The 24,126-nt window shown below is 54.7% G+C and carries 20 protein-coding genes; 19 read left to right on the top strand and 1 reads right to left on the bottom strand.

Annotated features, from left to right (window positions below):
* Window positions 1–184 precede the first annotated feature (184 nt).
* The 19 genes from AC3Y2E_RS11520 (at window position 185) to AC3Y2E_RS11430 (ending at window position 22,962) form a co-directional block, all read left to right on the top strand.
* Window positions 185–2,509: a putative phage tail protein gene (locus AC3Y2E_RS11520; RefSeq protein WP_379210265.1), complete on the top strand. Its 2,325-nt coding sequence runs from the start codon at window positions 185–187 to the stop codon at window positions 2,507–2,509.
* A gap of 32 nt (window positions 2,510–2,541) precedes the next feature.
* Window positions 2,542–4,944 (top strand): putative phage tail protein, encoded by a 2,403-nt coding sequence (locus AC3Y2E_RS11515; protein ID WP_379210263.1) that lies wholly within the window; start codon window positions 2,542–2,544, stop codon window positions 4,942–4,944.
* A gap of 19 nt (window positions 4,945–4,963) precedes the next feature.
* Window positions 4,964–7,321, top strand: a complete 2,358-nt coding sequence (locus tag AC3Y2E_RS11510; RefSeq protein ID WP_379210261.1) for an S-layer homology domain-containing protein — start codon at window positions 4,964–4,966, stop codon at window positions 7,319–7,321.
* Window positions 7,322–7,521: 200 nt separating this feature from the next.
* A complete protein-coding gene (locus AC3Y2E_RS11505) occupies window positions 7,522–9,708 on the top strand; it encodes a putative phage tail protein (RefSeq protein ID WP_379210259.1) in 2,187 nt (728 codons plus the stop codon).
* Window positions 9,709–9,813: 105 nt separating this feature from the next.
* Window positions 9,814–11,202: an extracellular solute-binding protein gene (locus AC3Y2E_RS11500; RefSeq protein ID WP_379210257.1), complete on the top strand. Its 1,389-nt coding sequence runs from the start codon at window positions 9,814–9,816 to the stop codon at window positions 11,200–11,202.
* Between the two features lie 167 nt (window positions 11,203–11,369).
* Window positions 11,370–12,470: a histidinol-phosphate transaminase gene (gene hisC, locus AC3Y2E_RS11495; protein ID WP_379210255.1), complete on the top strand. Its 1,101-nt coding sequence runs from the start codon at window positions 11,370–11,372 to the stop codon at window positions 12,468–12,470.
* A 25-nt stretch (window positions 12,471–12,495) separates the two neighbouring features.
* Window positions 12,496–13,587 (top strand): prephenate dehydrogenase, encoded by a 1,092-nt coding sequence (locus AC3Y2E_RS11490; RefSeq protein ID WP_379210253.1) that lies wholly within the window; start codon window positions 12,496–12,498, stop codon window positions 13,585–13,587.
* Between the two features lie 509 nt (window positions 13,588–14,096).
* Window positions 14,097–14,687: an RNA polymerase sigma factor gene (locus tag AC3Y2E_RS11485; protein WP_190925140.1), complete on the top strand. Its 591-nt coding sequence runs from the start codon at window positions 14,097–14,099 to the stop codon at window positions 14,685–14,687.
* Window positions 14,684–15,289, top strand: coding sequence for an anti-sigma factor family protein (locus AC3Y2E_RS11480; RefSeq protein WP_190925138.1), 606 nt, complete (start codon window positions 14,684–14,686; stop codon window positions 15,287–15,289). The genes AC3Y2E_RS11485 and AC3Y2E_RS11480 overlap by 4 nt, the downstream gene beginning before the upstream one ends.
* Window positions 15,290–15,355: 66 nt before the next feature.
* Window positions 15,356–15,931: a histidine phosphatase family protein gene (locus tag AC3Y2E_RS11475; protein WP_379210250.1), complete on the top strand. Its 576-nt coding sequence runs from the start codon at window positions 15,356–15,358 to the stop codon at window positions 15,929–15,931.
* A gap of 288 nt (window positions 15,932–16,219) precedes the next feature.
* Window positions 16,220–17,350: a hypothetical protein gene (locus tag AC3Y2E_RS11470; protein WP_379210248.1), complete on the top strand. Its 1,131-nt coding sequence runs from the start codon at window positions 16,220–16,222 to the stop codon at window positions 17,348–17,350.
* Window positions 17,351–17,397: 47 nt separating this feature from the next.
* Complete coding sequence (locus tag AC3Y2E_RS11465) at window positions 17,398–17,907, top strand: gamma carbonic anhydrase family protein (RefSeq protein WP_379210335.1); 510 nt, start codon at window positions 17,398–17,400, stop codon at window positions 17,905–17,907.
* Between the two features lie 75 nt (window positions 17,908–17,982).
* The gene (locus AC3Y2E_RS11460; RefSeq protein ID WP_379210333.1) at window positions 17,983–18,159 is read left to right on the top strand and encodes an IDEAL domain-containing protein; all 177 of its coding nucleotides are present in this window, start codon (window positions 17,983–17,985) and stop codon (window positions 18,157–18,159) included.
* Window positions 18,160–18,484: 325 nt separating this feature from the next.
* On the top strand, window positions 18,485–18,973 hold the full coding sequence (locus AC3Y2E_RS11455; RefSeq protein ID WP_379210246.1) for a DUF2487 family protein: 489 nt from the start codon (window positions 18,485–18,487) through the stop codon (window positions 18,971–18,973).
* 214 nt (window positions 18,974–19,187) lie between these two features.
* Window positions 19,188–19,730: a Rieske (2Fe-2S) protein gene (locus AC3Y2E_RS11450; protein ID WP_190925129.1), complete on the top strand. Its 543-nt coding sequence runs from the start codon at window positions 19,188–19,190 to the stop codon at window positions 19,728–19,730.
* Between the two features lie 17 nt (window positions 19,731–19,747).
* Entirely contained in the window at window positions 19,748–20,419 is a 672-nt protein-coding gene (gene qcrB / locus AC3Y2E_RS11445; RefSeq protein ID WP_190925127.1) for a menaquinol-cytochrome c reductase cytochrome b subunit, read from the top strand.
* Between the two features lie 19 nt (window positions 20,420–20,438).
* On the top strand, window positions 20,439–21,329 hold the full coding sequence (locus AC3Y2E_RS11440; RefSeq protein ID WP_190925125.1) for a c-type cytochrome: 891 nt from the start codon (window positions 20,439–20,441) through the stop codon (window positions 21,327–21,329).
* Between the two features lie 141 nt (window positions 21,330–21,470).
* A complete protein-coding gene (locus tag AC3Y2E_RS11435) occupies window positions 21,471–22,109 on the top strand; it encodes a DUF1405 domain-containing protein (protein WP_379210242.1) in 639 nt (212 codons plus the stop codon).
* 19 nt (window positions 22,110–22,128) lie between these two features.
* The gene (locus AC3Y2E_RS11430; RefSeq protein WP_379210240.1) at window positions 22,129–22,962 is read left to right on the top strand and encodes a sporulation protein YpjB; all 834 of its coding nucleotides are present in this window, start codon (window positions 22,129–22,131) and stop codon (window positions 22,960–22,962) included.
* Window positions 22,963–23,032: 70 nt separating this feature from the next.
* Here the strand turns inward: AC3Y2E_RS11430 and AC3Y2E_RS11425 are convergent, their stop codons facing one another.
* Window positions 23,033–23,899: a YitT family protein gene (locus tag AC3Y2E_RS11425; RefSeq protein WP_379210238.1), complete on the bottom strand. Its 867-nt coding sequence runs from the start codon at window positions 23,897–23,899 to the stop codon at window positions 23,033–23,035.
* Window positions 23,900–24,126 lie beyond the last annotated feature (227 nt).

Genomic DNA, 24,126 nt, shown 5'->3' with positions numbered 1-24,126 from the left:
CTTACAAGAGGGAGATATAATGAATAAACAAACCAGAGTTAAACCTTTCGAGTGTTTTTTTAAATATTAAGGATGAGCTTTGGTTTATAAACAAATCACAAACGAGTCAATTGGTAGAGCGAAACGAAGACAACGGATGTGATTTGCTTCATTCCCATCCCTTTATGAAAAGGAGCTGTTAGCGATGAATCAGGAGCAACACAAGGGAACGACGGATGCGGCGGCAGCCGGCCAGGACAAGGCGATCAGCAGAAGACATGTACTTCGCACGCTTGGCATCGGAGGCGCCATGCTGGCAGGCAGCGCTTTCGCCTCCAAGCTGGCGATGGCGGACGCTCCCCCATCCAATGCCGAGAAGGCAGGGCGCGTCTTGCAGGTTGCGAGCGTAGCCGAGCTGACCTCCATGCCGCCGGGATTGCTGAAAGATGGCCAGCATGTTGTTGTAAACGGTTACAATAATAGCGGCGACGGCGGCGGCAAGCTCGTTCGGTGGAACGCCGCCAGCACGAAGGCGGATAACGGCGGCACGGTGCATAGTGTGAACGGCATGAGCGGCCGCTTCGAAGTCGTACATAACGGAGTGGCGGATTTCCGCTGGTTCGGCGTATTCGGCAGCACCCAAAATGCGGATGCGGCGCTGGACGCGATGGCGGGCGATCTGACGATCCACCGGATCGAAGCCCATTCGGACCTCAACTTTACGAAGCGGCACGTGTACCACCGGAGCAATCTGGAGGTAGACTTCCACAACCATACGGTGACGACCGAAGGGATGGAGCTGAACACGCTGGACAATCCGTTCGGCGCGGTGATGTTTTTCCAAGGGACGGCAACGGGGGCGACCCAGACCCTTACTTTGACTGAGGACATACTGGAATACTCCGACATGTTCCAGGTGGCGGACGCTTCGGCGTTCCGGATCGGCAGCTGGTGGCATGCAGGCATCTCGGCGAACGCGGGCGGCAAAGCGCAAAAAGAGCTCGACTATATGATTATGGTAACCGAAGTGTTCCCGGCGACCAATCATGTCCGGTTCAATTACAAGTCCGGCTGGCAGCTCGCGGCAGGACGTCAGATTACGTATAAGGAAATCCGGCCGGCAGTGCGCTGCCATGTGCGCAACATGAACTTCATCGGCATTCCGGTGCCGGTTAACGGAACGAGCGTCAGACCTACGCCGGAGTGGGATCAGATCGGCTCGAACCCGGTCGCTTACGAGTATGCGGTAGAGTGCGACGCAACTGGGATTAACGCGACGAAAGTGTTCTGGCCTGTCGTCATGCGGCGGTACAACACGCACTTCCTGACCGAGCGCTGTACGCTGATCAACCCGGAGGAACGCGACTGGGGCGGCACCGGTTATTTGACGCAGCAGATCAACGTGCTGTACGGGCATGTGAAAGACTGCAACACGAGCAATGCGCGCCATCTGAACGACTTTACGTGCGCGGCCTACTGCATGGTCGAGAACTGCCACGGGGACGGCGACGAGTACGGACCGTTCGTCACGCACGGCCAATACGAGCACGACTTGACGTATATCGGCAACTCGGGGCTGCTGTCGTTTGCGAACAGCGGCACGTTCTGGGGCGACAGCGCGAAGCGCGTCACGGTGAAGAAGCATATCGCCTCGCGGATTGTGGCGAACAAGCGGCTGACCGATCTGACCTTGGAGGATTGCCATGCGGTGGTTACGTACACGAAGCCGGGGACGAAAATGTCCAACTCCGGATCGATCTGGGTGAACATGGACGGCTTGCAGATGAGAGGCTGTACGGCGCAGGAAATGATTACGATCAGCAAGGGCTCGTCGCGCGGCAAACGGAAAAACATTATTGACAGCTGCTCGTTCGGAATGATGAACGGGTACGAGCTGGCCCGTCCGATCCGTGCCGGTACGACGCAAGTCGGCTTTACGCCGAGCAACGGCGAGCTGACGATCCTCAATACCGAGTTTACGAACGTGGAAGAAATCAATCTCGGCAGCATCAACAAGCTGACGCTGATTAATACATGGTTCAAGGGCTTGCCGGTAAGCGGCAAAGTGAAGGTCGGGACGCGGGAAATCATCATGCAGGGCGGCGGGCTGATCAACTGCGGCTTCCTGTTCACCGGAGCATGGGACAAGGTCGGCGATGTGAACAATGCGAAAAATACGCCGGACCAGTCGATTACGATCGACGGAGGCGCAGTGTTCAGCGGCACAAACGGCGAGAAGGCGTTTCTGAAAAGCGTGGACCCGGGCAACGTCATTACGTGGAGCTTCGGCGATTGCACGAGTACGGCGGCCGACGCGAATACGGCGCATTTTCATATCGAGGGCGGCAGTCATAAGCTGAAAGCGTTCGGATCGCGGTTCGTGGGCGGGAAATATGCCGTATCGGGCGGGGGGTTCGGCGGAAGCAATTATATGTTCATTACGTCGGTTATCGAAGAAGGGGTTAACCGCTCGTCGCTGCCGGCGGAGACTGCGGAGATCAAACACAGCGCAGGGAACCTGACGATTTAAGGCCATCTTGTTAGGAAAGGAGCCGATGACGAATGGACGATAAGGATCAAGGAAAACAGGGTGCGGCGAACGGAACGGGGCCGGATAAACAGCCGGCTGCAAAACCGTTCAGCCGGAGAGGTTTGTTAAGAACGCTTGGCATCGGAGGCGCCGTTCTGGCCGGCTCCGCGGCGCTGGGCGGGCGGTTCGCTTATGCGGATAACGAACGGCCGGGCGGCACAGATGCCGGCCGCGCCGTTTTGCAGGTAGCGAACGTGAAGGAACTGCTCGCCCTGTCGCCCGATTCGCTGAGAAACGGACAGCGTATCGTTGTAGGCGGTTACGAGCGGAACGGCGACGGCGGCGGTAAAGTCGTACGCTGGGATGCCAGCAGCACGAAGGCGGATAACGGCGGAACGGTTCACGCCCTTGTCGGGGGCAAATGGGTGAAAAGCGATAACAGCCGTGAAATGCGTTATGTTGACAGCGGACATAAAGGCCGCTTCGAGGTCGTACATAACGGAGTGGCGGATTTCCGCTGGTTCGGCATATTCGATAGCACCCAAAATGCGGATGCGGCGCTGGACGCGATGGCGGGCGATCTGACGATCCACCGGATCGAAGCCCATTCGGACCTCAACTTTACGAAGCGGCACGTGTACCACCGGAGCAATCTGGAGGTAGACTTCCACAACCATACGGTGACGACCGAAGGGATGGAGCTGAACACGCTGGACAATCCGTTCGGCGCGGTGATGTTTTTCCAAGGGACGGCAACGGGGGCGACCCAGACCGTTACTTTGACTGAGGACATACTGGAATACTCCGACATGTTCCAGGTGGCGGACGCTTCGGCGTTCCGGATCGGCAGCTGGTGGCATGCAGGCATCTCGGCGAACGCGGGCGGCAAAGCGCAAAAAGAGCTCGACTATATGATTATGGTAACCGAAGTGTTCCCGGCGACCAATCATGTCCGGTTCAATTACAAGTCCGGCTGGCAGCTCGCGGCAGGACGTCAGATTACGTATAAGGAAATCCGGCCGGCAGTGCGCTGCCATGTGCGCAACATGAACTTCATCGGCATTCCGGTGCCGGTTAACGGAACGAGCGTCAGACCTACGCCGGAGTGGGATCAGATCGGCTCGAACCCGGTCGCTTACGAGTATGCGGTAGAGTGCGACGCAACTGGGATTAACGCGACGAAAGTGTTCTGGCCTGTCGTCATGCGGCGGTACAACACGCACTTCCTGACCGAGCGCTGTACGCTGATCAACCCGGAGGAACGCGACTGGGGCGGCACCGGTTATTTGACGCAGCAGATCAACGTGCTGTACGGGCATGTGAAAGACTGCAACACGAGCAATGCGCGCCATCTGAACGACTTTACGTGCGCGGCCTACTGCATGGTCGAGAACTGCCACGGGGACGGCGACGAGTACGGACCGTTCGTCACGCACGGCCAATACGAGCACGACTTGACGTATATCGGCAACTCGGGGCTGCTGTCGTTTGCGAACAGCGGCACGTTCTGGGGCGACAGCGCGAAGCGCGTCACGGTGAAGAAGCATATCGCCTCGCGGATTGTGGCGAACAAGCGGCTGACCGATCTGACCTTGGAGGATTGCCATGCGGTGGTTACGTACACGAAGCCGGGGACGAAAATGTCCAACTCCGGATCGATCTGGGTGAACATGGACGGCTTGCAGATGAGAGGCTGTACGGCGCAGGAAATGATTACGATCAGCAAGGGCTCGTCGCGCGGCAAACGGAAAAACATTATTGACAGCTGCTCGTTCGGAATGATGAACGGGTACGAGCTGGCCCGTCCGATCCGTGCCGGTACGACGCAAGTCGGCTTTACGCCGAGCAACGGCGAGCTGACGATCCTCAATACCGAGTTTACAAACGTGGAAGAAATCAATCTCGGCAGCATCAACAAGCTGACGCTGATTAATACATGGTTCAAGGGCTTGCCGGTAAGCGGCAAAGTGAAGGTCGGGACGCGGGAAATCATCATGCAGGGCGGCGGGCTGATCAACTGCGGCTTCCTGTTCACCGGAGCATGGGACAAGGTCGGCGATGTGAACAATGCGAAAAATACGCCGGACCAGTCGATTACGATCGACGGAGGCGCAGTGTTCAGCGGCACAAACGGCGAGAAGGCGTTTCTGAAAAGCGTGGACCCGGGCAACGTCATTACGTGGAGCTTCGGCGATTGCACGAGCACGGCGGCCGATGCGAATACGGCGCATTTTCATATTGAAGGCGGCACTCATAAGCTGAAAGCGTTCGGATCGCGGTTCGTGGGCGGGAAATATGCCGTATCGGGCGGGGGGTTCGGAGGCGGCAACTACTTATTTGTCAATTCCGTCATCGAAGAAAATGTCGACCGGTCGTCCTTGCCGGCCGAGTCGGCCGGAATCCGGCATAGTGCGGGGAATCTGACGTTAGCGTAAAGAACGGGGGGCTAAACGCGTGTTTCAACGATTAAAGCGGCTATCGGCCACACTGCTTGTTGCAAGTATGCTTTCGTCCGGCTGGTCATCGGCTTATGCGGCTGACGCGCCGAAAGACAGTCAACGGCACTGGGCGCAAGCCCGGCTGTCCGCCTGGCTGGATCAAGGGTACATTCAAGGTTATGAAGATGGAAGTTTGCGTCCGGATGATTCGATCAAACGCGGAGAACTGTTCGCGCTCATCAACCGGGTATACGGCTGGAAAGAACCGGCGGCGATCTCATTTGCGGATTTGACAAACGATCACTGGGCATACGCGGAAGCGGCCAAAGCGGTGAAAGCCGGCTATATCGAAGGGTATGAGGACAACAGCATCCGCGTCGAAGCCAGTGTGAGCCGGCAGGAGCTGGCGGTCATCGTCACCCGGCTGCTCCGTATGAATGGAGAAGAGAACGGCAGCGCTGCGAAATTCGCCGACGCCGCCTCGATTCCGGACTGGAGCCGCGCTCCGATCGGGATTCTCGCCGAACATGCGATCGTCGACGGTTATGAAGACGGCGTCTTTCGCCCGGCAGGACTCGTAACCCGCGCGGAAGCGGTCGTTATGCTGGATCGTGCCTCCAGCTCTCCGATTTACCACAAACCTGGAGTATACGGACCTGCAAGCGGAACGGAAACGATAAAAGGAAATATTCAAGTAACGGCAAGCGGAGTGACGCTCCAGAACATGAAGATCGAAGGCGATCTGATTCTGGCCGCAGGGATCGGCAAGGGCGACGTTACGCTGAAAAACGTAACCGTGACCGGCACAACCCGTATTTTGGGCGGCGGAGTCAACAGCGTGCATCTTGTCGATACTGTGCTTGGAATCGTATCTGTCAACAATACAATCAGCACGGTTCGCATCGTGTTGAAAGGAACGGCCTCCATTCAAGAGGTAAGCTTGCATACGGCGGCCATTATCGTAGCTGATGAAGCCGCAGATAACGCCGTCGGCAAGGTGACGTTAACCGGCCAATTGCCGGCGGAGGCGCAAATTACGCTGGTCGGCAGCTTCGAAGCCGTTCACGTATTGGCGCAGCGCATCTTGCTCGAAATTCCGAAAGGTTCGGTTTCCAAGCTGACGATAGACCGCTTGTCCGGACAAACGAAGCTTGTCATCGGGAAAGAAGCCAATCTCTTATCGCTGATCATCCATGCGGCCGTGTCGGTATTCGGCGAAGGAAACGTCCAGCTCGCGGTAGTCAATGCGCCAGGCGCACAGTTTGAGAAGCAGCCGCAGCGGATCGAGATCGGCAGTGACGCCACGGCTCAGACGCCGATTAAGATCGGGGACAAAGAATTAACGCTCGGAGATGTGGTGAAGCCGCTGCTCCCGGTTCCCGGCCCGTCTGCGGGCAGCGGCTCCGACGACGACGACGAAATCGTTCCGCCTCCCGGTACATTTTCCCCTCGAAGCCTGATTCCGCTGGAAGGCTCGGTAACCGAAAGCGTGTATGTCAATCAGTTGCGCATCGCCACGGTAGGCGACACCGTATACGGGATAGCCGATCAGCGCGGCTTTTTGTACCTGGTGCCTGGAGGGACGGACCGATATATTTCGATGCTCGACTATATGGTCGCTGCCAAGCAGGGGCAGCGTGCGTTCGGGGAAGCCAATCAGAAAGTTTCCTTTCATACGGCGGGGCTCCCTGCAGGAGACTATGTCATCGTAGCGCTTAACAGTTATTATTTAATGAGCGATTACAGCCCGGATCAGGAAATTCGCCTTCTCGCTTCGCCGGAAACGCCGCTTGCCCAAAACTCGGTGCAAGTGTACAGCAACAGCCGGTTCGTCGATATCGGATTTAATAAGCCGATTCGAAATGCGCGAGGCACGATGGAGGATTTGGGCAAAAGCGTAACGTATTCCACCTATAAACCTACGGGCACGGTAACAAGTTATACGTACGAGGCGGGCGACACGATCGAGATTATGGACTCCGTAATCCGTTTCACTTTTGCGGCCGGTCAGCCGGACCCGATCACGCTAACCCTGCCGGCCGGAACGTTGACGGATGATAGAGGAGTTCCGCTGGCTAGCGACGTTACGGTCAGCTTCGAGTTCGGGCCTTCTTTGACGGTCGTGAATCCGGGTGCGGTTCAGGCGGGCTCGCCTATAGCCGTCATTACGGATAAAGCGGCGATCGTGTACCTGGTCAAGCGGGGGGGCAGCGCAACGAAAAGCGACCTGGAACGTGCGATCGGATCGGGAACAGCGAAAAAAGTAGAAACGATTGCAGGGCAAGAGGCGTTCCTGCCGACCGATAAGCTTGCTCCCGGCGAGTATGTCGTTATCGCCTGGGGCGGAAGCTCGGCTTCGATCATCATTCGATAATCCGGCAATGGTTCAAGGTCCCGACGGCTTCGGCCGGACGGACCTTTTTTTCAAGAGGTGGCGGTAAGATGGAAAAGGGTTACAACTTCGTTGACACTGCTTGCGGGCGCGCTTATAATCAAAAACAAACCAGATTCAAATCACAAATCCATCATCGCATTGATCCGGATGAAACGGGAGCAAGGAGTTGCGGCAGAGCAATGAATACAGATGGGCGGCAAACCGTATGTGCAGGCGAAGTTTATCCGGTGATCCATATTCCGAACGTCTCGGCCCTGTTCCAACTCGCTCCTGACCAGCGGGTGCACGGGGCGGTCGTTTGTTTGGCCGGTTATTATACCGAAGGCGACGGCGGGGGCAAATGGGTTCGCTATAACGAAACAAGCGCGAGCAAGGATAACGGGGGCACCGTGCATAATCCGCATTCCGATCCGGAAAAGCGAGGCCGCTGGCATACGATTCATGACGGGACCGGCGATTATCGCTGGTTCGGTATTTTCGGCGAACAATCGTCCGCGGACGACGCGCTGGACGCGATGGTTAACGATCCGGCCATTCAACGCATCGAAGCGCATTCAAACTTGAATTTTAGAAAAAGACACGTGTTTCACCGCAGCCGGATCGAACTCGATTTTGGGGGATACACCGTTACGACCGAAGGAATCGAGCTGAACTCGAAGGATAATCCGCTGGGAACCGTTATCTGCTTCCGCGGTCTTGAGTCGGGGGAGAGCCAGCAGGTGACGCTGAGCGCTGATTTGGCCGAAATGACCGACGTCGTGGAGGTGGCCGACAGCGCCGCCTTTGCAGTCGGGGACTGGTGGGTGGCGCGGGTAAGCAGCAGACCGGGCGGAGGCGCCCAGCGCGAGCTGGACTATATGGTGAAGGTGACGGAGCGGATCGATGCGACCCATATTCGGATGAATTACAAGCTCGGGTGGGCTCTCGAGGCCGGAAGAACGATCAGTTTCAAAAAAATGAATCCCGTCACCGGCAGCCGTGTGCGGAACATGAAGTTTACCGGCGTCCCCGTACCGCCCAGCGTCTCGACGACCGTAAGACCGTTCGATACATGGGACCAGATCGGCTCGAGTCCGCTGGCCTTTGAATTCGCAGTTGAATGCGACGTCTCGGACATTCGCGCAGAAGGTGTGTTTTGGCCGGTTATTATGAGGAGATACAACACGTTTTACGTAACCGAGCGGTGCGAATTGATGAATCCGGTAGAACGGGACTGGGGAGGAACAGGCTATCTTACGCAGCAGATCAACGTCCTGTACGGTCATGTGCGCGACTGCAACACGAGCAATTCCCGTCATCTGAACGATTTTACATGCGCCGCCTATTGTATGGTGGAGAACTGTCACGGCGACGGCGACGATTATGGCCCCTTCGTTACGCACGGCCAGTTTGAGCACGACCTCGTCTATACCGGCAATTCGGGTTTGTTGTCGTTCGCCAACAGCGGATCGACATGGGGGGACAGCGCTAAACGGATTACGGTCCGAAAACATATCGCTTCGCGAATTATCGCTCATAAGAAAATAACCGATCTGACATTGGAAGATTGCCGCGCTTATGTTAAGGAAGGGTTGCCCGATTCCGGTTCCATATGGGCCAATGCCGACGGGCTTCAGATGAGAGGCTGCACAGCCGAAGGATCGGTTACGTTATCCAGGAGCTCCTCCCGCTCGGAACGGCCGAATGTAATCGACGGCTGCGGATTTACGATGACCCCGCACGCCGAGCTTGCGCGCAAACCTGCCGAAGGGGCCGCTGTCGGAATGCTGCCCGTCGACGCCGATCTGCTAATCGTCCATAGTGAAATTCGCAATATCGAACAGATCACGATAGGCAGCATTCATAAGCTGACGCTGCAGAACAGCTGGCTGATCGGGGCGTCGACGGAGTCGGGGAAGGTGGAAGCCGCCTGCCGCGAGCTGGTCATCCAAGGCGGCGGTATGGTCAACTGCGGGCTGGAGCTGACAGGGGCATGGTCCGGCAACGAGGAGGAGGCCGCTTCCGGAGCGGGCCGAACTCAAACCGTCTCCGTCGACGGCGGAGCTGTGTTCCGCGGAGTAAACGGCGCCAGAGCGTTTCTGCTGCATACGGACCCGGCGCAAACCGTGACATGGAACCTGGGCCATCTTACGAGTATAGCAGGGGCGCCGGATATGGCGCATTTCGTCATACGGGGCGGCTGCCATCAATACAAAGCGGTCGGCTCCAAGTTCACGGGCGGGCGCTACGAGACGGACCCGGCTGCATTCGGCGGCGGCTCTTCTATGCTCCACGCCGCGTGTGTCGAGCAAGGCGTCGACCGGTCCGGATTGCCGGAGCAATCCGCAGCGGTGCGCCATACGGAGGGCAATCTGATCCTTCCTTAATACGCTCTCCGGCTGGCCGGAGTGTCCCGATCCAGAAGTTGACAGGCGTTGCAGGACGCTTGCTATAATAGTCTTAATCGTAACGACGACAAAAGAGGGTAGCCCATGGAAAATAAGGAAGTCCGGAAAAGCCCGCGCGAGCGGTTAAGCGATATGGTTAACCGGCTGCGTGACGATATCATTACCGGCAAGAGGCCGTCCGGCGAATATTTGCCTTCCGAGAAAGCTTTGACCGAGCTGTTCGGGCTGAGCAACCAGTCTGTCCGCAAAGGGCTGGAGCAGCTTGTCGGCGAAGGGCTTCTCGAGAAAATACCGAGAGTCGGCAACAAAGTGATAGCCCCGCCCGACGAATCCGTAACGACGGTCAAATTCGGCTTTCACTCGTCGGTGATCGGGGAAGCGAGCCTGTTGAAACTGATCAGCCTTTTTCAGGCCGACAATCCGTTTGTCCGGGTGCAAGCCGTTCCGCTTACCAGCACAAGCTCCCATTATATAGGTAACTATTTTGAAGGCGGCATTCTGGATGCCGCTATGATGAACTATACCGACTTCCGGGATTGCATCGAAAACGGGGGGAGGGAGCTGCTCGAGCCGCTGCCCCGCAACCTGGATATGTACCCGTTCTTGTCCGACGCTTTTACGTCGGAAGGGCAATTGCTTGTCCAGCCGTTTATTTTTTCCCCTCTGCTGCTTGCCTATAACCGGTCGCATTTTACCGAGAAGGGATTGTCCGAGCCGGACAGCAGCTGGACGTGGCAAGATCTGATTCGCGCGGCGGAGCAGCTGGCCGTTCCGAACGAGAGAGTCGGCTTCCATTACGATTTCTATTCGGTTAACCGCTGGCCGCTGCTGCTCCTACAATCGGATGCCCGGTTCGAACGAAATCCTGACGGCTCCATACGTTTATCCGGCACCCGGATGATGGAGGTTCTCCGGACATGCCGGGATATCAAGCGGGATATGGCGCATCTGACCGACGGCGTAGCGACGGGCGAATCGGAGATGCTGCTCGCCAAAGGCAAAGCGTCGATGATTGTCACCAGCTTTTTCTATTTGAACTATTTGCAGCACAAGCGGGTCCCGTTCGATGTCGCCCCGGTGCCTCATTTCCGCACGCCCCGGTCGCTGCTTCTGGCCATAGGGCTGGGAGTCAACCGGAGCTCCAAAGTGAAAGATTCGGCCGCTGCGCTGCTCCACTATTTGACCTCACAGCAGGCTCAGACGTTCATCCGCAAGCAAACGTACAGTCTGCCCGCCTTAAGGCCTGCCGCCGAATGGGTCGGGGAAGAGACGATGTACCGGCCGTCCCGGTTCTCGTTGTTCCGGGAGACGATACCGGGGTTCCGCTTTTTTACCGAGCTGGGCATCGGAGCGGGTGAGCTGGCACGGATGAACAGAGAGCTTAAAATGTACTGGGGCGGTCTGCACACCGATCAGTCGCTCTGCGAAGAAATCGAGAGCTGGAGCCGGGACAGCCGCGCGCCTCTCCTCTAACCGCCTTCTCCCCCGTGCAGGGAGAAGGTCTTTTCATTCCTTTGCCGCCTGCACGGCTACCGGCGGATCGACTCTGACGTTTCTACTAGCAAGCCGCTTTCAAATACGTTACAATACTAGTTATATCGAAAAATAGCAGCATCCAATCTTTCATAGAGGTGAAATCCGTGCAGCCGAAATCAACTATCGTCCATCTGCCGGTTTACCAGCCAGGGAAACCGATCGAAGAAGTAAAACGCGAACTGGGCTTAAGCGAAGTTATCAAACTGGCCTCCAACGAAAATCCGTTCGGAAGTTCACCGAAAGCAAAAGAAGCGATCCAAGCCGAAATCGATTCGGTCAGCTTGTATCCCGACGGCGGAGCCGTGGAGCTGACTGCCGCATTGGCCGCCCATCTGGGCGTTCAGCCGAACCAGATTTTGTTCGGAGCCGGTTCCGACGAAGTCATCCTGATGATTGCCCGCGCTTATCTGGTGAAGGGCGACGAGACGGTCATGGCGACTCATACGTTCCCGCAGTACAAGCACAATTGCGAGATCGAAGGGGCCGTATCGATTGAAGTTCCCCTAAAAGACGGCAAGCACGATTTGCCGGGCATGCTGGCCAAAATCAACGAACGTACCAAAATCGTCTGGGTATGCAATCCGAATAACCCGACCGGTACGATGGTTACCCGCGCGGAGCTGAACGATTTCCTGAAGCAGGTGCCTCAGCATGTGCTGGTCGTCCTGGACGAGGCCTATATCGAATATACGGATTCCGTGGAATTCCCGGACGGAATCGAGCTTCTTCCGCAATATAAAAACGTGATTACGCTTCGCACCTTTTCCAAAATATACGGCCTGGCCTCCTTGCGGATCGGCTATGGCGTCGGACATCCGGACGTCATTCATTCGATCAACCAAGTGCGCGAGCCGTTTAACACGAGCCGATTCGCTCAAGCGGCCGCCAAAGCAGCCGTCAAGGACCAGGAGTTTATCGCCTACTGCCGCAAGATGAATGCGGCCGGGATCGAATATATGACCGGAGAATTCCGCAAGCTTGGCTTGTCGTATTATCCCGCTTACGGAAATTTCATTATGGTAGACGTTCAGCGTCCCGCCAAAGAAGTGTTCGACGCCTTGCTCCGTAAAGGATTTATTATCCGCGGCGGCCATGCGCTCGACTTTCCGACCAAAATCCGCGTAACGGTCGGCAGCCAGGAGCAAAACGCCAAGTTTATCGCGGCTTTGACCCAGGTGCTGGACGAGGTAGCGGTTCAAGCTTAAATTTGACAATGAAGAGTGATTCGAAATGATAAAGGTAGCTATATTTGGCGTCGGTTTAATGGGAGGGTCGCTGGCGTTATGCTTGAAGGACAAACCGGGCATCCGGGTGGCCGGACACTCCAATCGGCCGTCCCAGGTTGAGAAGTATGTGAGTCTCGGAGTTGTCGATGAGGCCAGCACCTCGATGCAGGAAGTAGCCGAGGACGCGGATTTTATTTTCCTTTGCGTCCCCGTCAGCCTGCTGGAACCCTACCTGGACGAGCTGCTGCAAATGCGTCTGAAGCCGGGATGCATCATAACCGATGTCGGCAGCACGAAGGCGACGATCGTTAAACATGCGAGGGAGAGAGCCGTACCCGGCATTCACTTCATCGGGGGCCACCCGATGACAGGTTCGGAAAGATCCGGGGTGGAAGTGGCGGACTACAACTTGTACGAGAACGCCTTCTACGTATTAACCCCCGACGAGTCGACGCCTGAGGAGGCTTACAACAAGCTGACGGATTTGCTGCAGTATACGCGGGCTCAGATCGTTCGCGTAGATGCGGAGCAGCACGACGAGATCGTCGGAGCGATCAGCCATCTGCCGCATATGATCGCGGTGGCGCTGGTTAACCAGATCGCCGGCTACAACGAGAAGGACGGGCTGTATCAGAGCCTGGCGGCCGGAGGCTTCCGCGACATTACGCGGATCGCTTCCAGTCATCCCGATATGTGGCGGGACATCCTGCTGAACAACCGCAGCGTGATGCTCAAGCTGATGCGCGATTGGAACGCGGAGATCGCCAAGCTGACCGCTCTCGTGGAGAACGGCGACGGAGACGGGATCGTGCGCGAGTTCGAGCGGGCGGGCGCCTTCCGCAACCAGCTGCCCGAGAGGAAAAAGGGCGTCCTGACGTCTGTCTACGACGTCTACGTCGATATTCCGGACCACCCCGGCATCATCGGACAAATCGCCACGCTGCTCGGCAACCACCGGATTAATTTGAGCAACCTCCATATTAGCGAAAGCAGGGCGGACGTCCCGGGCGTTCTCCGGCTGTCGTTCCGCAATGAGGTGGATATGGACGCGGCCATCAAACTGTTGAAACAGCATTCGTACGCCGTACAGCTGTAGACGAATAAATTTTTTATAAAAAACGACGAAACGATGAAACCGTTTCGTCGTTTTTTTCGTCTAATGGTAAGAATTGCTTCGTCTTGAAAACTAAATAAAGAGAAACCGTTTTCAAAAAAACCGTTGACAAAATGAAAACGTATACATATAATAAAAGTACAGTATGGTTTCTCTCCACTCCTATCCGAAAATATCGCACTATGTGCAACCACCGAGTTTCGGTGGTCTTTTTTTTTGTGTAAATGGATAAATTCTTGTCGAATCAAGAAGGAATTTTCCTAGTATTAGAAGAAATGTTATTATCCAACGATTGCTGAGGGATGCAAACAGCGATTCGGGAGCAGCAGGTCTGCCACCTATGGTATAATCTTCTTAGGTTTTATTTTTCATTTCCGATAATGGAATAAATTTTTTACGAACCGATGCGCAACTTTTCGCTTCCGTCATAGTAAAACTAAGTAGACTATCGAATGGAAGCGTCGCTCGGAAAGCAAGGAGGGGCGCTTGTAATGACCGATTCCCAGCTGATTCGGGAAATCAAGGACGGGAACGTGCAATACTATGAGGAATTGATGCGGCGTTACGAGCGCAAAATTTTGTCGTTCATCTTCCATCTGCTGAAAAGCGCCAAAATGGAAGCGATCGCCGAAGACTTGTGTTCCGAGACGTTTTATAAAGCGTACCGCAGCCTGCATTCGTTCCGCGAGGTGGAAGCCTCGTTCAAAACATGGCTTTATACGATCGCGCGCAATACTGTCCTAAGCGAGATGCGCAAAAATAAAGGCATCAGCGTTTCTCTGGAAGGGAACTCCGCCATGACGTTTACGTCGACGGAGCATACGCCGGAGCAAACCGTTTTGCGCAACGAGAAAGTGTCGATGGTTAGGGAAGCGATCAACAATTTGCCCGAGAAGCAGCGGTCTGCGCTGATTCTCCGGGAATACGACCAGATGGATTATCAGGAAATCGCCAATATATTAGGCCAAACCGTCAGCTCGGTGAAGTCGCTTCTGTTCCGGGCGAGAGCGAGCGTCAAGATACAGCTCGAGCCTTATATGGAGCCGATCTTTAAAGAGTACGAAGGGATGAATCAGCGATGAAATGCCAAGATGTACAACAATGGCTGGGCGGCTACTGGGATATGCCGGAAGGTGACGAACGGCGCCGGGCCGTCGACGAACATATCGCCGGTTGCGAGTCTTGCCGGGAGGAGTTTGCTATATGGGCGGAAAGCGCCGAACTGATCCGCGATACGGCGGAAAGTCCGGAGAAGCCGCTCATGTACGAGCCGATTTCGAACCAGGTCATGAAACGAATCTATTCCGACGAGTCGTGGAGAATTCCCGTTCCCCAGCGGATGTACTCGTTTTCCTATAAGATGAGACGTAATTTATCGTTTGTCGTAGCGTTCTGCATGACCCTGTTCGTGTTCGGATTTCTGTTTGCCCTGACGACCGAGGAGGACACGACTCCCAAGTACGGCCTCAAGCCGGTAGCGAGCGTGACGACTGACGTACAGACGGTTGGCGGCAAAGTGAAATCGACGATGCCCGTATCCACGATGACGGCCAGTCTTAAAGATCCGTATATGATATCGGTCGGCCCCATCCGCTCGGTACCGGACTACATGATCGTCATCTCGTTTCTAGGACTTACCGGGACTATTCTCATCATGAATTGGCTCTCCCGGACAAAAGCATAAACAGCCAAATCCGGACCTCTTCACGGAGGTCTTTCGATTTGCTTGCGAACATCGGAGGTTACCGCATTGACTACGTTCGGATTCATCAGACACGGTACGACGGACTGGAACTTGGAAGGCCGGCTCCAAGGACAGAACAACATTCCGCTAAACGAAGCGGGAAGGCTTCAAGCGCGCCTTCTGGGAGAGAGGCTTCGCGACGAACGATGGGATCTGATCGTCAGCAGCGATCTTCTGCGCGCTTCGGAGACGGCCGGCATTATAGCGGCCATGACGGGAGCGGGTCCGGTACGGCTGGAAGCCCGTCTCCGCGAACGGACTCACGGCCGGCTGGACGGCACTACCCTGGAAGAGCGGATCGCCTGCTGGGGGGAGGGCTGGAAGCAGCTGGAGCACGGGGTGGAATCGAACGAGGCTTTATTCGCCAGAGGCAGCGCCTGCCTGGCGGAGCTGGAGTCCGAATATGCCGGCAAACGGATTCTGATCGTCTCTCACGGCGCATTTATTGCCGTGCTCATAGAAGGGCTGCTGACGCATATGCCGGAAGGCTCGTTGCGGAATACATCGATCAGTGTCCTCGAGAAAGCCGAATCCGGCTGGACTTGCCCTTTGTTTAACTGCACCTCACATTTGCCGGAATGAACCCTCGTCTATTCTGCTTATACCTCCAAACGAAAGGCCTCTCAATTGCAAGATGCAGTTGAACGGCCGGATGTTACCCGCGTTTCCTCCTTTTCTTCTCTCTTTGACTTTTCTTATGAGCCCTGGCGGCATCGAAAGAGTTCCTGCTTCCCCATCCGAAGCTTGTATTGGCGAAAATTGCCTGAAAACGTTTATTTTTCGTAAAAACAGCGATACTGGTTAGTAAACCGGAGTCGCGCGGCCGGAGCTCGAAGCCGTCTGCGTTTTCCCGATTTACGGAGGTACGCTATGAATTTGGCCGACATGCTTTGCTATGCCGATATCCAGCAGCTCAGCAACATCGCCAGCACGTACGAATGCGAATGCAACGGTCACTCCAAAAACGATCTGATTCAGTCGATCTTGTCGAGAGTGAGCCGGAGAGACGTGTTTGAGCGGCAAGTAAGCACTTTGTCGACGGAAGATATCCGGTTCCTCAATTCTCTCGTATTCGAGAAGAGAGAGCTGTTCAGTCTGGAGGAGCTGATGGCCCGCGCCCAGCAGTCGAATTACGACAGCCCCGGCGATGGCCGCAATCCGCGGGAGATGATAGCCCAATTCAAGCACAGAGGCTGGCTGTTTAACGGCTACTCGCAATCTACGAAATATTTGTTTCAACTGCCGGTTGATCTGAAAAGGCGATTCACGGATACGATGGCGCTGTCGTTCGGCCAAAATCTGAACTATGCCGACGAGCCTTCCGTTTATCGGGACGAACATAAGCTGATCGTAGACGATATCGCACACTTTCTTCATTATACGTATCACGAGGAAGTCGTCCTTACCGGAGACGGTTCCATCTACAAGCGCAATCTGCATCAGCTGCTGGACCGGATGGCCGTGAAGGAGGAGCCAGTGACGAGAGGGGGATGGAGATTCGGCTATGGCCGAAAATTCCGCGATTTGCCCAGCCGGTTTTCACTGATCTACGATTACTGCTACTATCAGGATCTCTTGTCGGAGCAGCCCGGAAGGCTGGAATTGACCGATAAAGCCAAACTGTCCGTTCTGGAAGGGCGGCGCGAGGATTTGTCCGAGGTATACCGGTTTTGGCTCAAGCTGTACAAGGGGCCGATTCCGAACCTGCAGTCGCTCGTCTACTGGATCGGCAAGCTGGCGGATGATTGGGTCAGCGCCTCTTCGCTCGGCTCCGTCTTGTGCAAACTGATCCGGCCGTTTTACTACGATTCGCCGGAGGCGATCTACGACCAGCGCATCCTGCAGATGCTGATGCATCTGGGAGTAATCCGGATCGGCGAGGACGAGCAGGAAGGCAAAACGATCGCCGTCACGAGACTTGGACAAAGCCTGATATCGGGAACATACGTTTCGGATGAGGAGACGATCCCTGTCGAATTTGACAACATGACGCTGCATTGATACAATCGCTCCATTTCCATATAGACGACAGGAACGGAGCGATGAACATGATGCACCCTTATAAGGAACGATATCCGCAAGCGGACCCGACCGTATTTCTGGCCCCGGGCGTGCAGCTGATCGGAGACGTTGCGATCGGAGAGCAAGCTTCCATCTGGTACAACGCCGTATTGAGAGGTGATCTGGCCCCGATCCGGATCGGCCGGAGAACGAACATTCAGGACGGTTGCATCGGGCATGTGAATACCGGCCAGCCGCTTCTGGTAGGCGATGAAGTGTCGGTAGGCCACGGAGCAATCATTCACGGATGCACGATAGGCAGCGGCACATTAATCGGAATGGGGGCTATCGTACTAAACGGAGCGGAGATCGGTGAATATGCTTTAATAGGGGCGGGGTCGCTCGTTACGGAGAACAAGAAAATCCCCTCTTATACACTATCGCTAGGTTCGCCTGCCAAAGTGGTGCGGGAGTTGACGGAAGAAGATTTGCAGCGCATGAAACGAACGATGGAAAGCTACGTGCAAAAAGGGATGGAGTTTAAGAGCGGCACCTGATTCTTGCAGCCGGACTGAAACTTCCGTTTCCTGCAATGCCCGCTTTCCTTTAGGGAGGGTTGCCCTTTGGAGAAAATGGACGTTTCCGGTTATGCAGCAATGCTTGGGCTTTTCGCCGAAATGGTGCTCGATGAAGCAATCGTCAAACAAAAAAAACAAAGGCTATACCGGGATATCGACGACGCGCTCGCGAGGGGGGACGAGAAAACGTTTATTACGCTCACCCAGCAGTTGAAGGAGCTTCGTTCGTGACGGAACCCGGCAGAATGACCCGGCCAGACAGACGGTGGACTTATGTTCAACCGTCTTTTTTTATCGCCAGAAAATTTTAGTTTGCTAAAGTAATAAAGCTTCAAAGCGTTGCTTTAAAAAAGAAATTCTGTTTCTATATCAATAATAGCTGCCTCTTACACAGGGTCATTCATCGTGGCAAAGGCTTCGTTGAGAAGCTTTTTTTATTTCAATTTATATAGACGAATAAAGGGATCTGTTATCGCGCTGCCGCTCCGATTGTGCTAAATTAGAGAAGGCGCTTGATGCGTCCGGACAGAAGAAAGATCAAGGGAGTGGACAAGCTTTGAAGTTCAGCGATATCGAAAAGTCGTCCTGGGCCGGTTTAAAGCCGTATCTGGACACGTGCCTGCTGCCCGTAACCGGGCTGACCGGTCTGGAGCAGCCTTGGGAGGCGACGCAGGAGCTCGAATATTTGCGTGATGTGATGGACTGCGTAGAGGTGCCGTATAAGGGGCGGGTCGTCACTTACCCGGCCTTTCATTATTTCGGCGGGCCAGCCGCTGCCGAAGCGGTGAGCGAAGTAGTCGCCAAACTGAAGGGAGCCGGCTTCCGCTACGTGATCGTCATATCGGGTCATCCTTCTGTGGGAGCGGCCGCCATCCGGCATGCGGATCTGCTGCTGTGCCCGGAATCACAGGACGGCCAAGTGCAGAGCAGCCCCGAATTCCGCGACCGGGTCAACCGCGAAGTCCAGGCGATGTGGCAGAGCGGGACGAAAAATACCGAATCGGAACAGGAGGCAAGTGAAGAATCGGGTGCCGGGAACGTATGATTGGATCATAAATTGCGAACGATATAGGTAAGGCGAAGATGTGACAATTTCGTTAAATGTTGCCTTTAACGTTTCGAAACGGTTCCGTTTTGCACTTTGTCCGTTCTTGACGCCCTAAGGGACCTAGGCTATTATTAGTATGTCCTAGTGTGTTGTGCAATGAATGTCGTAATACGACGTGCGATAAATGGCGTAAAAAGGGGGTAGAAGACGAATGCATGACGCTCACAACAAGCACTCTTCCGGCAAACCGGTCACACGGCGCGAAATGTCCCGCCGTCAGTTTCTATCGTATACCCTCGGTGGAACAGGCGCTTTCATGGCAGCTGGCATGACGATTCCGATGATCCGTTTTGCCGTCGACCCGGTTCTGCAATCGAGCGGAGAAGGAACCTTTGTTAAGGTTGTGGAAGAAAGCAAAATTACTGCTGAACCAAAGTCGTTCAAGTTCCAGGTTCATCAAGTGGACGGCTGGGTGGAAAGCGAAATCGAGCTTGAAGCTTGGATCATGAAAAATGACAAAGGGCAAGTTTACGCTTTGTCGCCGGTTTGTAAACATTTGGGGTGTACGGTTAACTGGAACTCCGATCCGCGGTTCCCGAACGAGTTTTTCTGTCCGTGCCACGAAGCGCATTACACCAAGAGCGGCAAACATCTGGCGGTAGCACCGGCTCCGCTCGACGAGTACGACATTAAAATCGAGAACGGTTTTGTGTATCTCGGCAAAGTGCTGCCGAACCAGCAAGTTACGAAATAAGGAGGCGCTTCGATCACATGTTTAAGAGTATGTATAACTGGATTGACGAACGTCTCGATATTACCCCTTTATGGAGAGACGTTGCGGATCACGAGGTTCCGGAGCACGTTAACCCGGCGCATCACTTTTCTGCTTTCGTGTATTGCTTCGGCGGACTGACGTTCTTCCTCGTAGTCATTCAGATTTTGTCGGGGATGTTCCTGACGATGTATTACGTTCCGGATATCAATAACGCTTACCTGAGCGTCGATTACTTGCAGCACAAAGTAGCATTCGGCGTAATCGTACGGGGCATGCACCATTGGGGTGCCAGCTTGGTAATCGTGATGATGTTCTTACATACCCTTCGCGTATTTTTTACGGGGTCGTACAAAGCTCCCCGCGAGATGAACTGGGTTGTCGGAATGCTTATTTTCTTCGTTATGCTGGGGCTCGGCCTTACCGGCTATCTGCTTCCTTGGGATAACAAAGCTTACTATGCAACGAAGGTTACGCTTAACATTGCGGGTTCCGTGCCTGTAATCGGCGATTACATCCAACGCCTGGTGAACGGCGGAGAAATTGTCGGCGCCCAGACTTTGACCCGTTTCTTTGCGCTGCATGTATTCTTCTTGCCGGGAGCGCTGCTCGCACTGCTGGCCGGACACTTCTTCATGATCCGCAAGCAGGGCATTTCCGGACCGCTATAATCGAAGGGAGGACATATGCGTGGCACACGGTCATGATTCAAACGAAAAAGTGGTCTACGTCGGGGATTCCCGCGTACGCAAAAGAGATCCGATGCTTCCCCGCGATTATTCGGCCTATCCTGGAAAGTCGGAAGCGTTCATCCCTAACTTTCTGTTGAAGGAATGGATGGTAGGCGCGGTCGTACTCGTAGGCGTTCTCGTTCTCGTTATGCAGGAACCTGCACCGCTCGGGTATCCGGCGGACCCGCTGAATACGAGCTTTATTCCGATGCCGGACTGGTACTTCCTCTTTATGTACCAATTGCTGAAATATCCGTACGTTTCGGGTAACGATTTCAAAATTTTCCTTGGATCGCTGGCGATTCCGGGTCTTGCATTCGGCGGCTTGATGCTTGCGCCGTTTCTCGACACAGGCAAGGAAAGAAGATTTTACAGACGTCCGATCGCTGCCAGCCTGATGATCCTGTCGCTGCTTGCAGTCGTTCACTTGACAGTCGTCTCCTGGACGCACTATCAAAAAGAATTGACGGACAAAAACATCATCCCCGAGCATATTAAACGCCACCAGGAAATGGAAGAGGCAAAAAAAGCCGGGGGCGGCGGCGAAACCGGCGGAGCGAAAAAACCGGCCGCAGGCGCGCAGATCGTCGCTCAGGACGATCCGGGTTATGCGATCTACCAAAAAGCGACTTGCCTGAATTGTCACGCAGCCGACCTGAAAGGGAAGAGCGGAATGCCTGCTCTTCGCGGTATCGGCGACAAATATGATAAGAATCAGATTTTGGATATTATCAAAAACGGGAAGTCACCAGGCATGCCTCCTGTATACGATGCCAACATCAAAGCGGGCTTGTCCGCAGCCGATATCGATACGCTGGCTAACTGGCTTGCCCAACAGAAAAAACAGTAACAAACGTTACAGCCGCGAAAAGCCTGACCGTCATCGTGCCGGTCAGGCTTTTTGCTAAAAAATACGGCTACTATACGAGAGCCGGCATCCGACTCGAACGTCTAAGCTTCATCCCCAGCCGCTGGGGAAAGGAGGAGCACCTTGTCCGCTTGGCATTGGTTTTACCGGATTTTGCTGAATTATCGGCCGTTTCTGCTGATTGTGTTTCTAGTTAACGTGCTCGGAACGATATATGGGTACATCTGGTACTGGGATCAGATCGTCGAGACGGTTACGACTATGCCCCCGTGGCTCGTCTTGTTCGTTCCGGACAGTCCGACGGCAAGCTTATGGTTTACGGTGTCGCTTGGTATTTTATTGTTCGCGCCCAAATCCGCCTCTTCTTATATTGCAGGGCTGATTGCCACGCTTGGCGCGATCTCTTCCGTGAAATACGGCGTATGGGCGGTTGCGATGAACGCGGCCGTCGCTTATCAGGGCGAGCCGCTCGTATGGGAAGAATGGATGCTGATCGCTTCCCACCTGGGCATGGCGGTCGAAGCGTTGTTATTTATCGGACGTTTCCGTGTCCGTCCGGCTCATCTTGTTATTTCGTTAGGTTTGCTGTTCTTTAACGATTTTCTTGACTATAACGAGCTCATTTACCCGTGGTTGCGCGATATTTTGCTCGATGACCTGGGGGCGATTGAACTGTTCACGTGGATGCTGACCGCAGCCAGTTTCTTGATCGTGTCGCTCGTAATCTATTGGTCTAAAAGAGGACATTCCCCCATAAGATGATGTCGAGGGGGGATGTCCGATGTTCGTTTTCGGAAAGAAACGAATAGGGGCCGTTATTCTCATCCCGCTCCTGGGGATCGCATTGCTCACGGGCTGCGGGAAAGAGAAATCGGCCGGTCCGGGCCAGACGGCCACGGCGGAACAATTGCGGCAGGTGGAGCGGCTAAATGATACGGCGGACGAAATGTACCGGTTCGTCATGGACGGCAACATCGATAAAGCGCGGGACAAGCTGGATGAGGTCGGGAATAAGTTGACGCAAATCCGGTTCGACGGGATTACGTCGGTGGAAGGGGTCGGAGCATTATCGAATGCGATCGTACAAGCCAAGCGGTCTTTCCAGGCGGTAAACGTCTCTGAGGAAGAAGTGAAGGGAGCCGCTGCGAAGATCCGGCTTGCGACCGACGCGCTCACCCATGCCAATCAGCCAATGTGGCTTCAATATTATAAATCGATGAAGGAAACGGCTCGTCAGCTGGAAGCGGCCGTTCAGAAAAAGGACAAGCAGGAGGCGTCCGCCAAGCTCGATCAGCTGCACGAACGGTACGAAATCATCCGTCCGTCGCTGCTGATCAGCCGGCAGCCGTTTGAGGTCGAGAAGGTGGATTCGCTGTTCGCCTTTCTGCGCAGTCAGCTGTCGAAGCCGGAGCTGGATACGAAGCTGGCAGGCGGCGGCATCGACCAGTTTCATCTGACGCTTGACGCTTTGTTCGGCCGGCAGGAAAAGGCGGCGTTTATTCCTGTAGACGACAGTCCGGTACTGCTCCCGTCGGTGATGGCGATCGGCTCGGTTATCATCGCGGTGCTGGCGTTTGCAGCTTGGCGAATATTTAAGTTCGAGAACCGCTATTAAGACGAATAGAAGCGGAAAGACACGCAGGGACAAGCCTTCCCTTCGTGTCTTTTTGCCGATGACAGGGCCGTCAATTTCCGCGAAAGCCTTCGCCAAGCACATCGTGAACGTCGGACATGATGATGAAGGCGTGCGGATCGACCTCTTTGACGATCATTCTCAGCTTTCGCGTTTCCTGACGGGAAACAACGCTGTACACGACTTTTTTGTCCGCTTGCGAATACGCGCCCTTGGCCAGAAACAGCGTGACACCGCGGTCCATCTCGCGGGTGATCACCTGGGCCAGCTCCTCTCCTTTGTCGGACATGATGGTGAAGGCGATGGCCGCATACGAGCCTTCGGTAATGAAATCGATCGTTTTGGAGGCGACGAAGACGGCTACCAGCGTATAAAGCACTTTTTCCTTCGGTATGTACAAGAGCGAGCTGCCGATGACGAGCACATCGATTACGAGAATGATTTGCCCCATGCTCCAACCTTTCGTTTTATTGAGCAGCCGGGCTACGATGTCGGTTCCTCCTGTGGTGCCTCCAAAGCGGAAGACGATGCCGAGCCCGCTCCCGAGCGTAACGCCGGCGTACAGTGTGGCGAGAAAAAAGTCGTTATCTGCCTGAAACGGGACGACCCAGTTGCGATGGATCGCAATCTCCATCAAGCGGAGGAAAAAGGCAAGCATCAGCGTGCCGAAAACAGTATGGATCATCGCGGTTTTGCCGATCGTTTTCCAGCCGAGAAAAAATAACGGGGCATTCAGAACGAGCGTAGTGACGGATACCGGGAAGTCGAGCGAATAGTTGAACAGCAGGGCAATACCCGTCAATCCGCCTTCCATCAGCTCGTTCGGGATAATAAAATAATGGAGTCCGAATGCGTAAATAGCCGTTCCGAGTGTTATCGGCAGCCAGGACCGCAGAAGCTCTTTGCCATACTTGTTCATGGAATCCCTCCCGACGTTTTTCCCTTCTATGCTTTATCCCATCTTCTCGGTGCTGAAAACCGGACTTTTTGAACTCGCACTATAAGATGTACGTGTAAAGATAATGAATAGTATACCCCAAGTTGGGAGCCGCGGGCAGCATTCTCCGAAGACGGGTGAAGAAAAAAAGGATTTGTTTTCGGCCTGCCTTTTGCGTTAACATGTAAAATAGAACGCAAGATCGGATC

Source organism: Paenibacillus sp. MAH-35, assembly GCF_058135425.1.
This window is presented reverse-complemented; position numbering and strand designations above follow the sequence as displayed.

What these genes read in the sequence shown, in the direction of transcription:
- AC3Y2E_RS11480 (WP_190925138.1), top strand. Translation starts at nt 14,684, where the DNA reads ATGAAATGCCAAGATGTACAACAATGGCTGGGCGGCTACTGGGATATG.
- AC3Y2E_RS11430 (WP_379210240.1), top strand. Translation starts at nt 22,129, where the DNA reads ATGTTCGTTTTCGGAAAGAAACGAATAGGGGCCGTTATTCTCATCCCG.
- AC3Y2E_RS11450 (WP_190925129.1), top strand. Translation starts at nt 19,188, where the DNA reads ATGCATGACGCTCACAACAAGCACTCTTCCGGCAAACCGGTCACACGG.
- AC3Y2E_RS11505 (WP_379210259.1), top strand. Translation starts at nt 7,522, where the DNA reads ATGAATACAGATGGGCGGCAAACCGTATGTGCAGGCGAAGTTTATCCG.
- qcrB (WP_190925127.1), top strand. Translation starts at nt 19,748, where the DNA reads ATGTTTAAGAGTATGTATAACTGGATTGACGAACGTCTCGATATTACC.
- AC3Y2E_RS11465 (WP_379210335.1), top strand. Translation starts at nt 17,398, where the DNA reads ATGATGCACCCTTATAAGGAACGATATCCGCAAGCGGACCCGACCGTA.
- AC3Y2E_RS11460 (WP_379210333.1), top strand. Translation starts at nt 17,983, where the DNA reads ATGGACGTTTCCGGTTATGCAGCAATGCTTGGGCTTTTCGCCGAAATG.
- AC3Y2E_RS11490 (WP_379210253.1), top strand. Translation starts at nt 12,496, where the DNA reads ATGATAAAGGTAGCTATATTTGGCGTCGGTTTAATGGGAGGGTCGCTG.
- AC3Y2E_RS11500 (WP_379210257.1), top strand. Translation starts at nt 9,814, where the DNA reads ATGGAAAATAAGGAAGTCCGGAAAAGCCCGCGCGAGCGGTTAAGCGAT.
- AC3Y2E_RS11515 (WP_379210263.1), top strand. Translation starts at nt 2,542, where the DNA reads ATGGACGATAAGGATCAAGGAAAACAGGGTGCGGCGAACGGAACGGGG.
- AC3Y2E_RS11485 (WP_190925140.1), top strand. Translation starts at nt 14,097, where the DNA reads ATGACCGATTCCCAGCTGATTCGGGAAATCAAGGACGGGAACGTGCAA.
- AC3Y2E_RS11520 (WP_379210265.1), top strand. Translation starts at nt 185, where the DNA reads ATGAATCAGGAGCAACACAAGGGAACGACGGATGCGGCGGCAGCCGGC.
- AC3Y2E_RS11470 (WP_379210248.1), top strand. Translation starts at nt 16,220, where the DNA reads ATGAATTTGGCCGACATGCTTTGCTATGCCGATATCCAGCAGCTCAGC.
- AC3Y2E_RS11425 (WP_379210238.1), bottom strand. Translation starts at nt 23,899, where the DNA reads ATGAACAAGTATGGCAAAGAGCTTCTGCGGTCCTGGCTGCCGATAACA.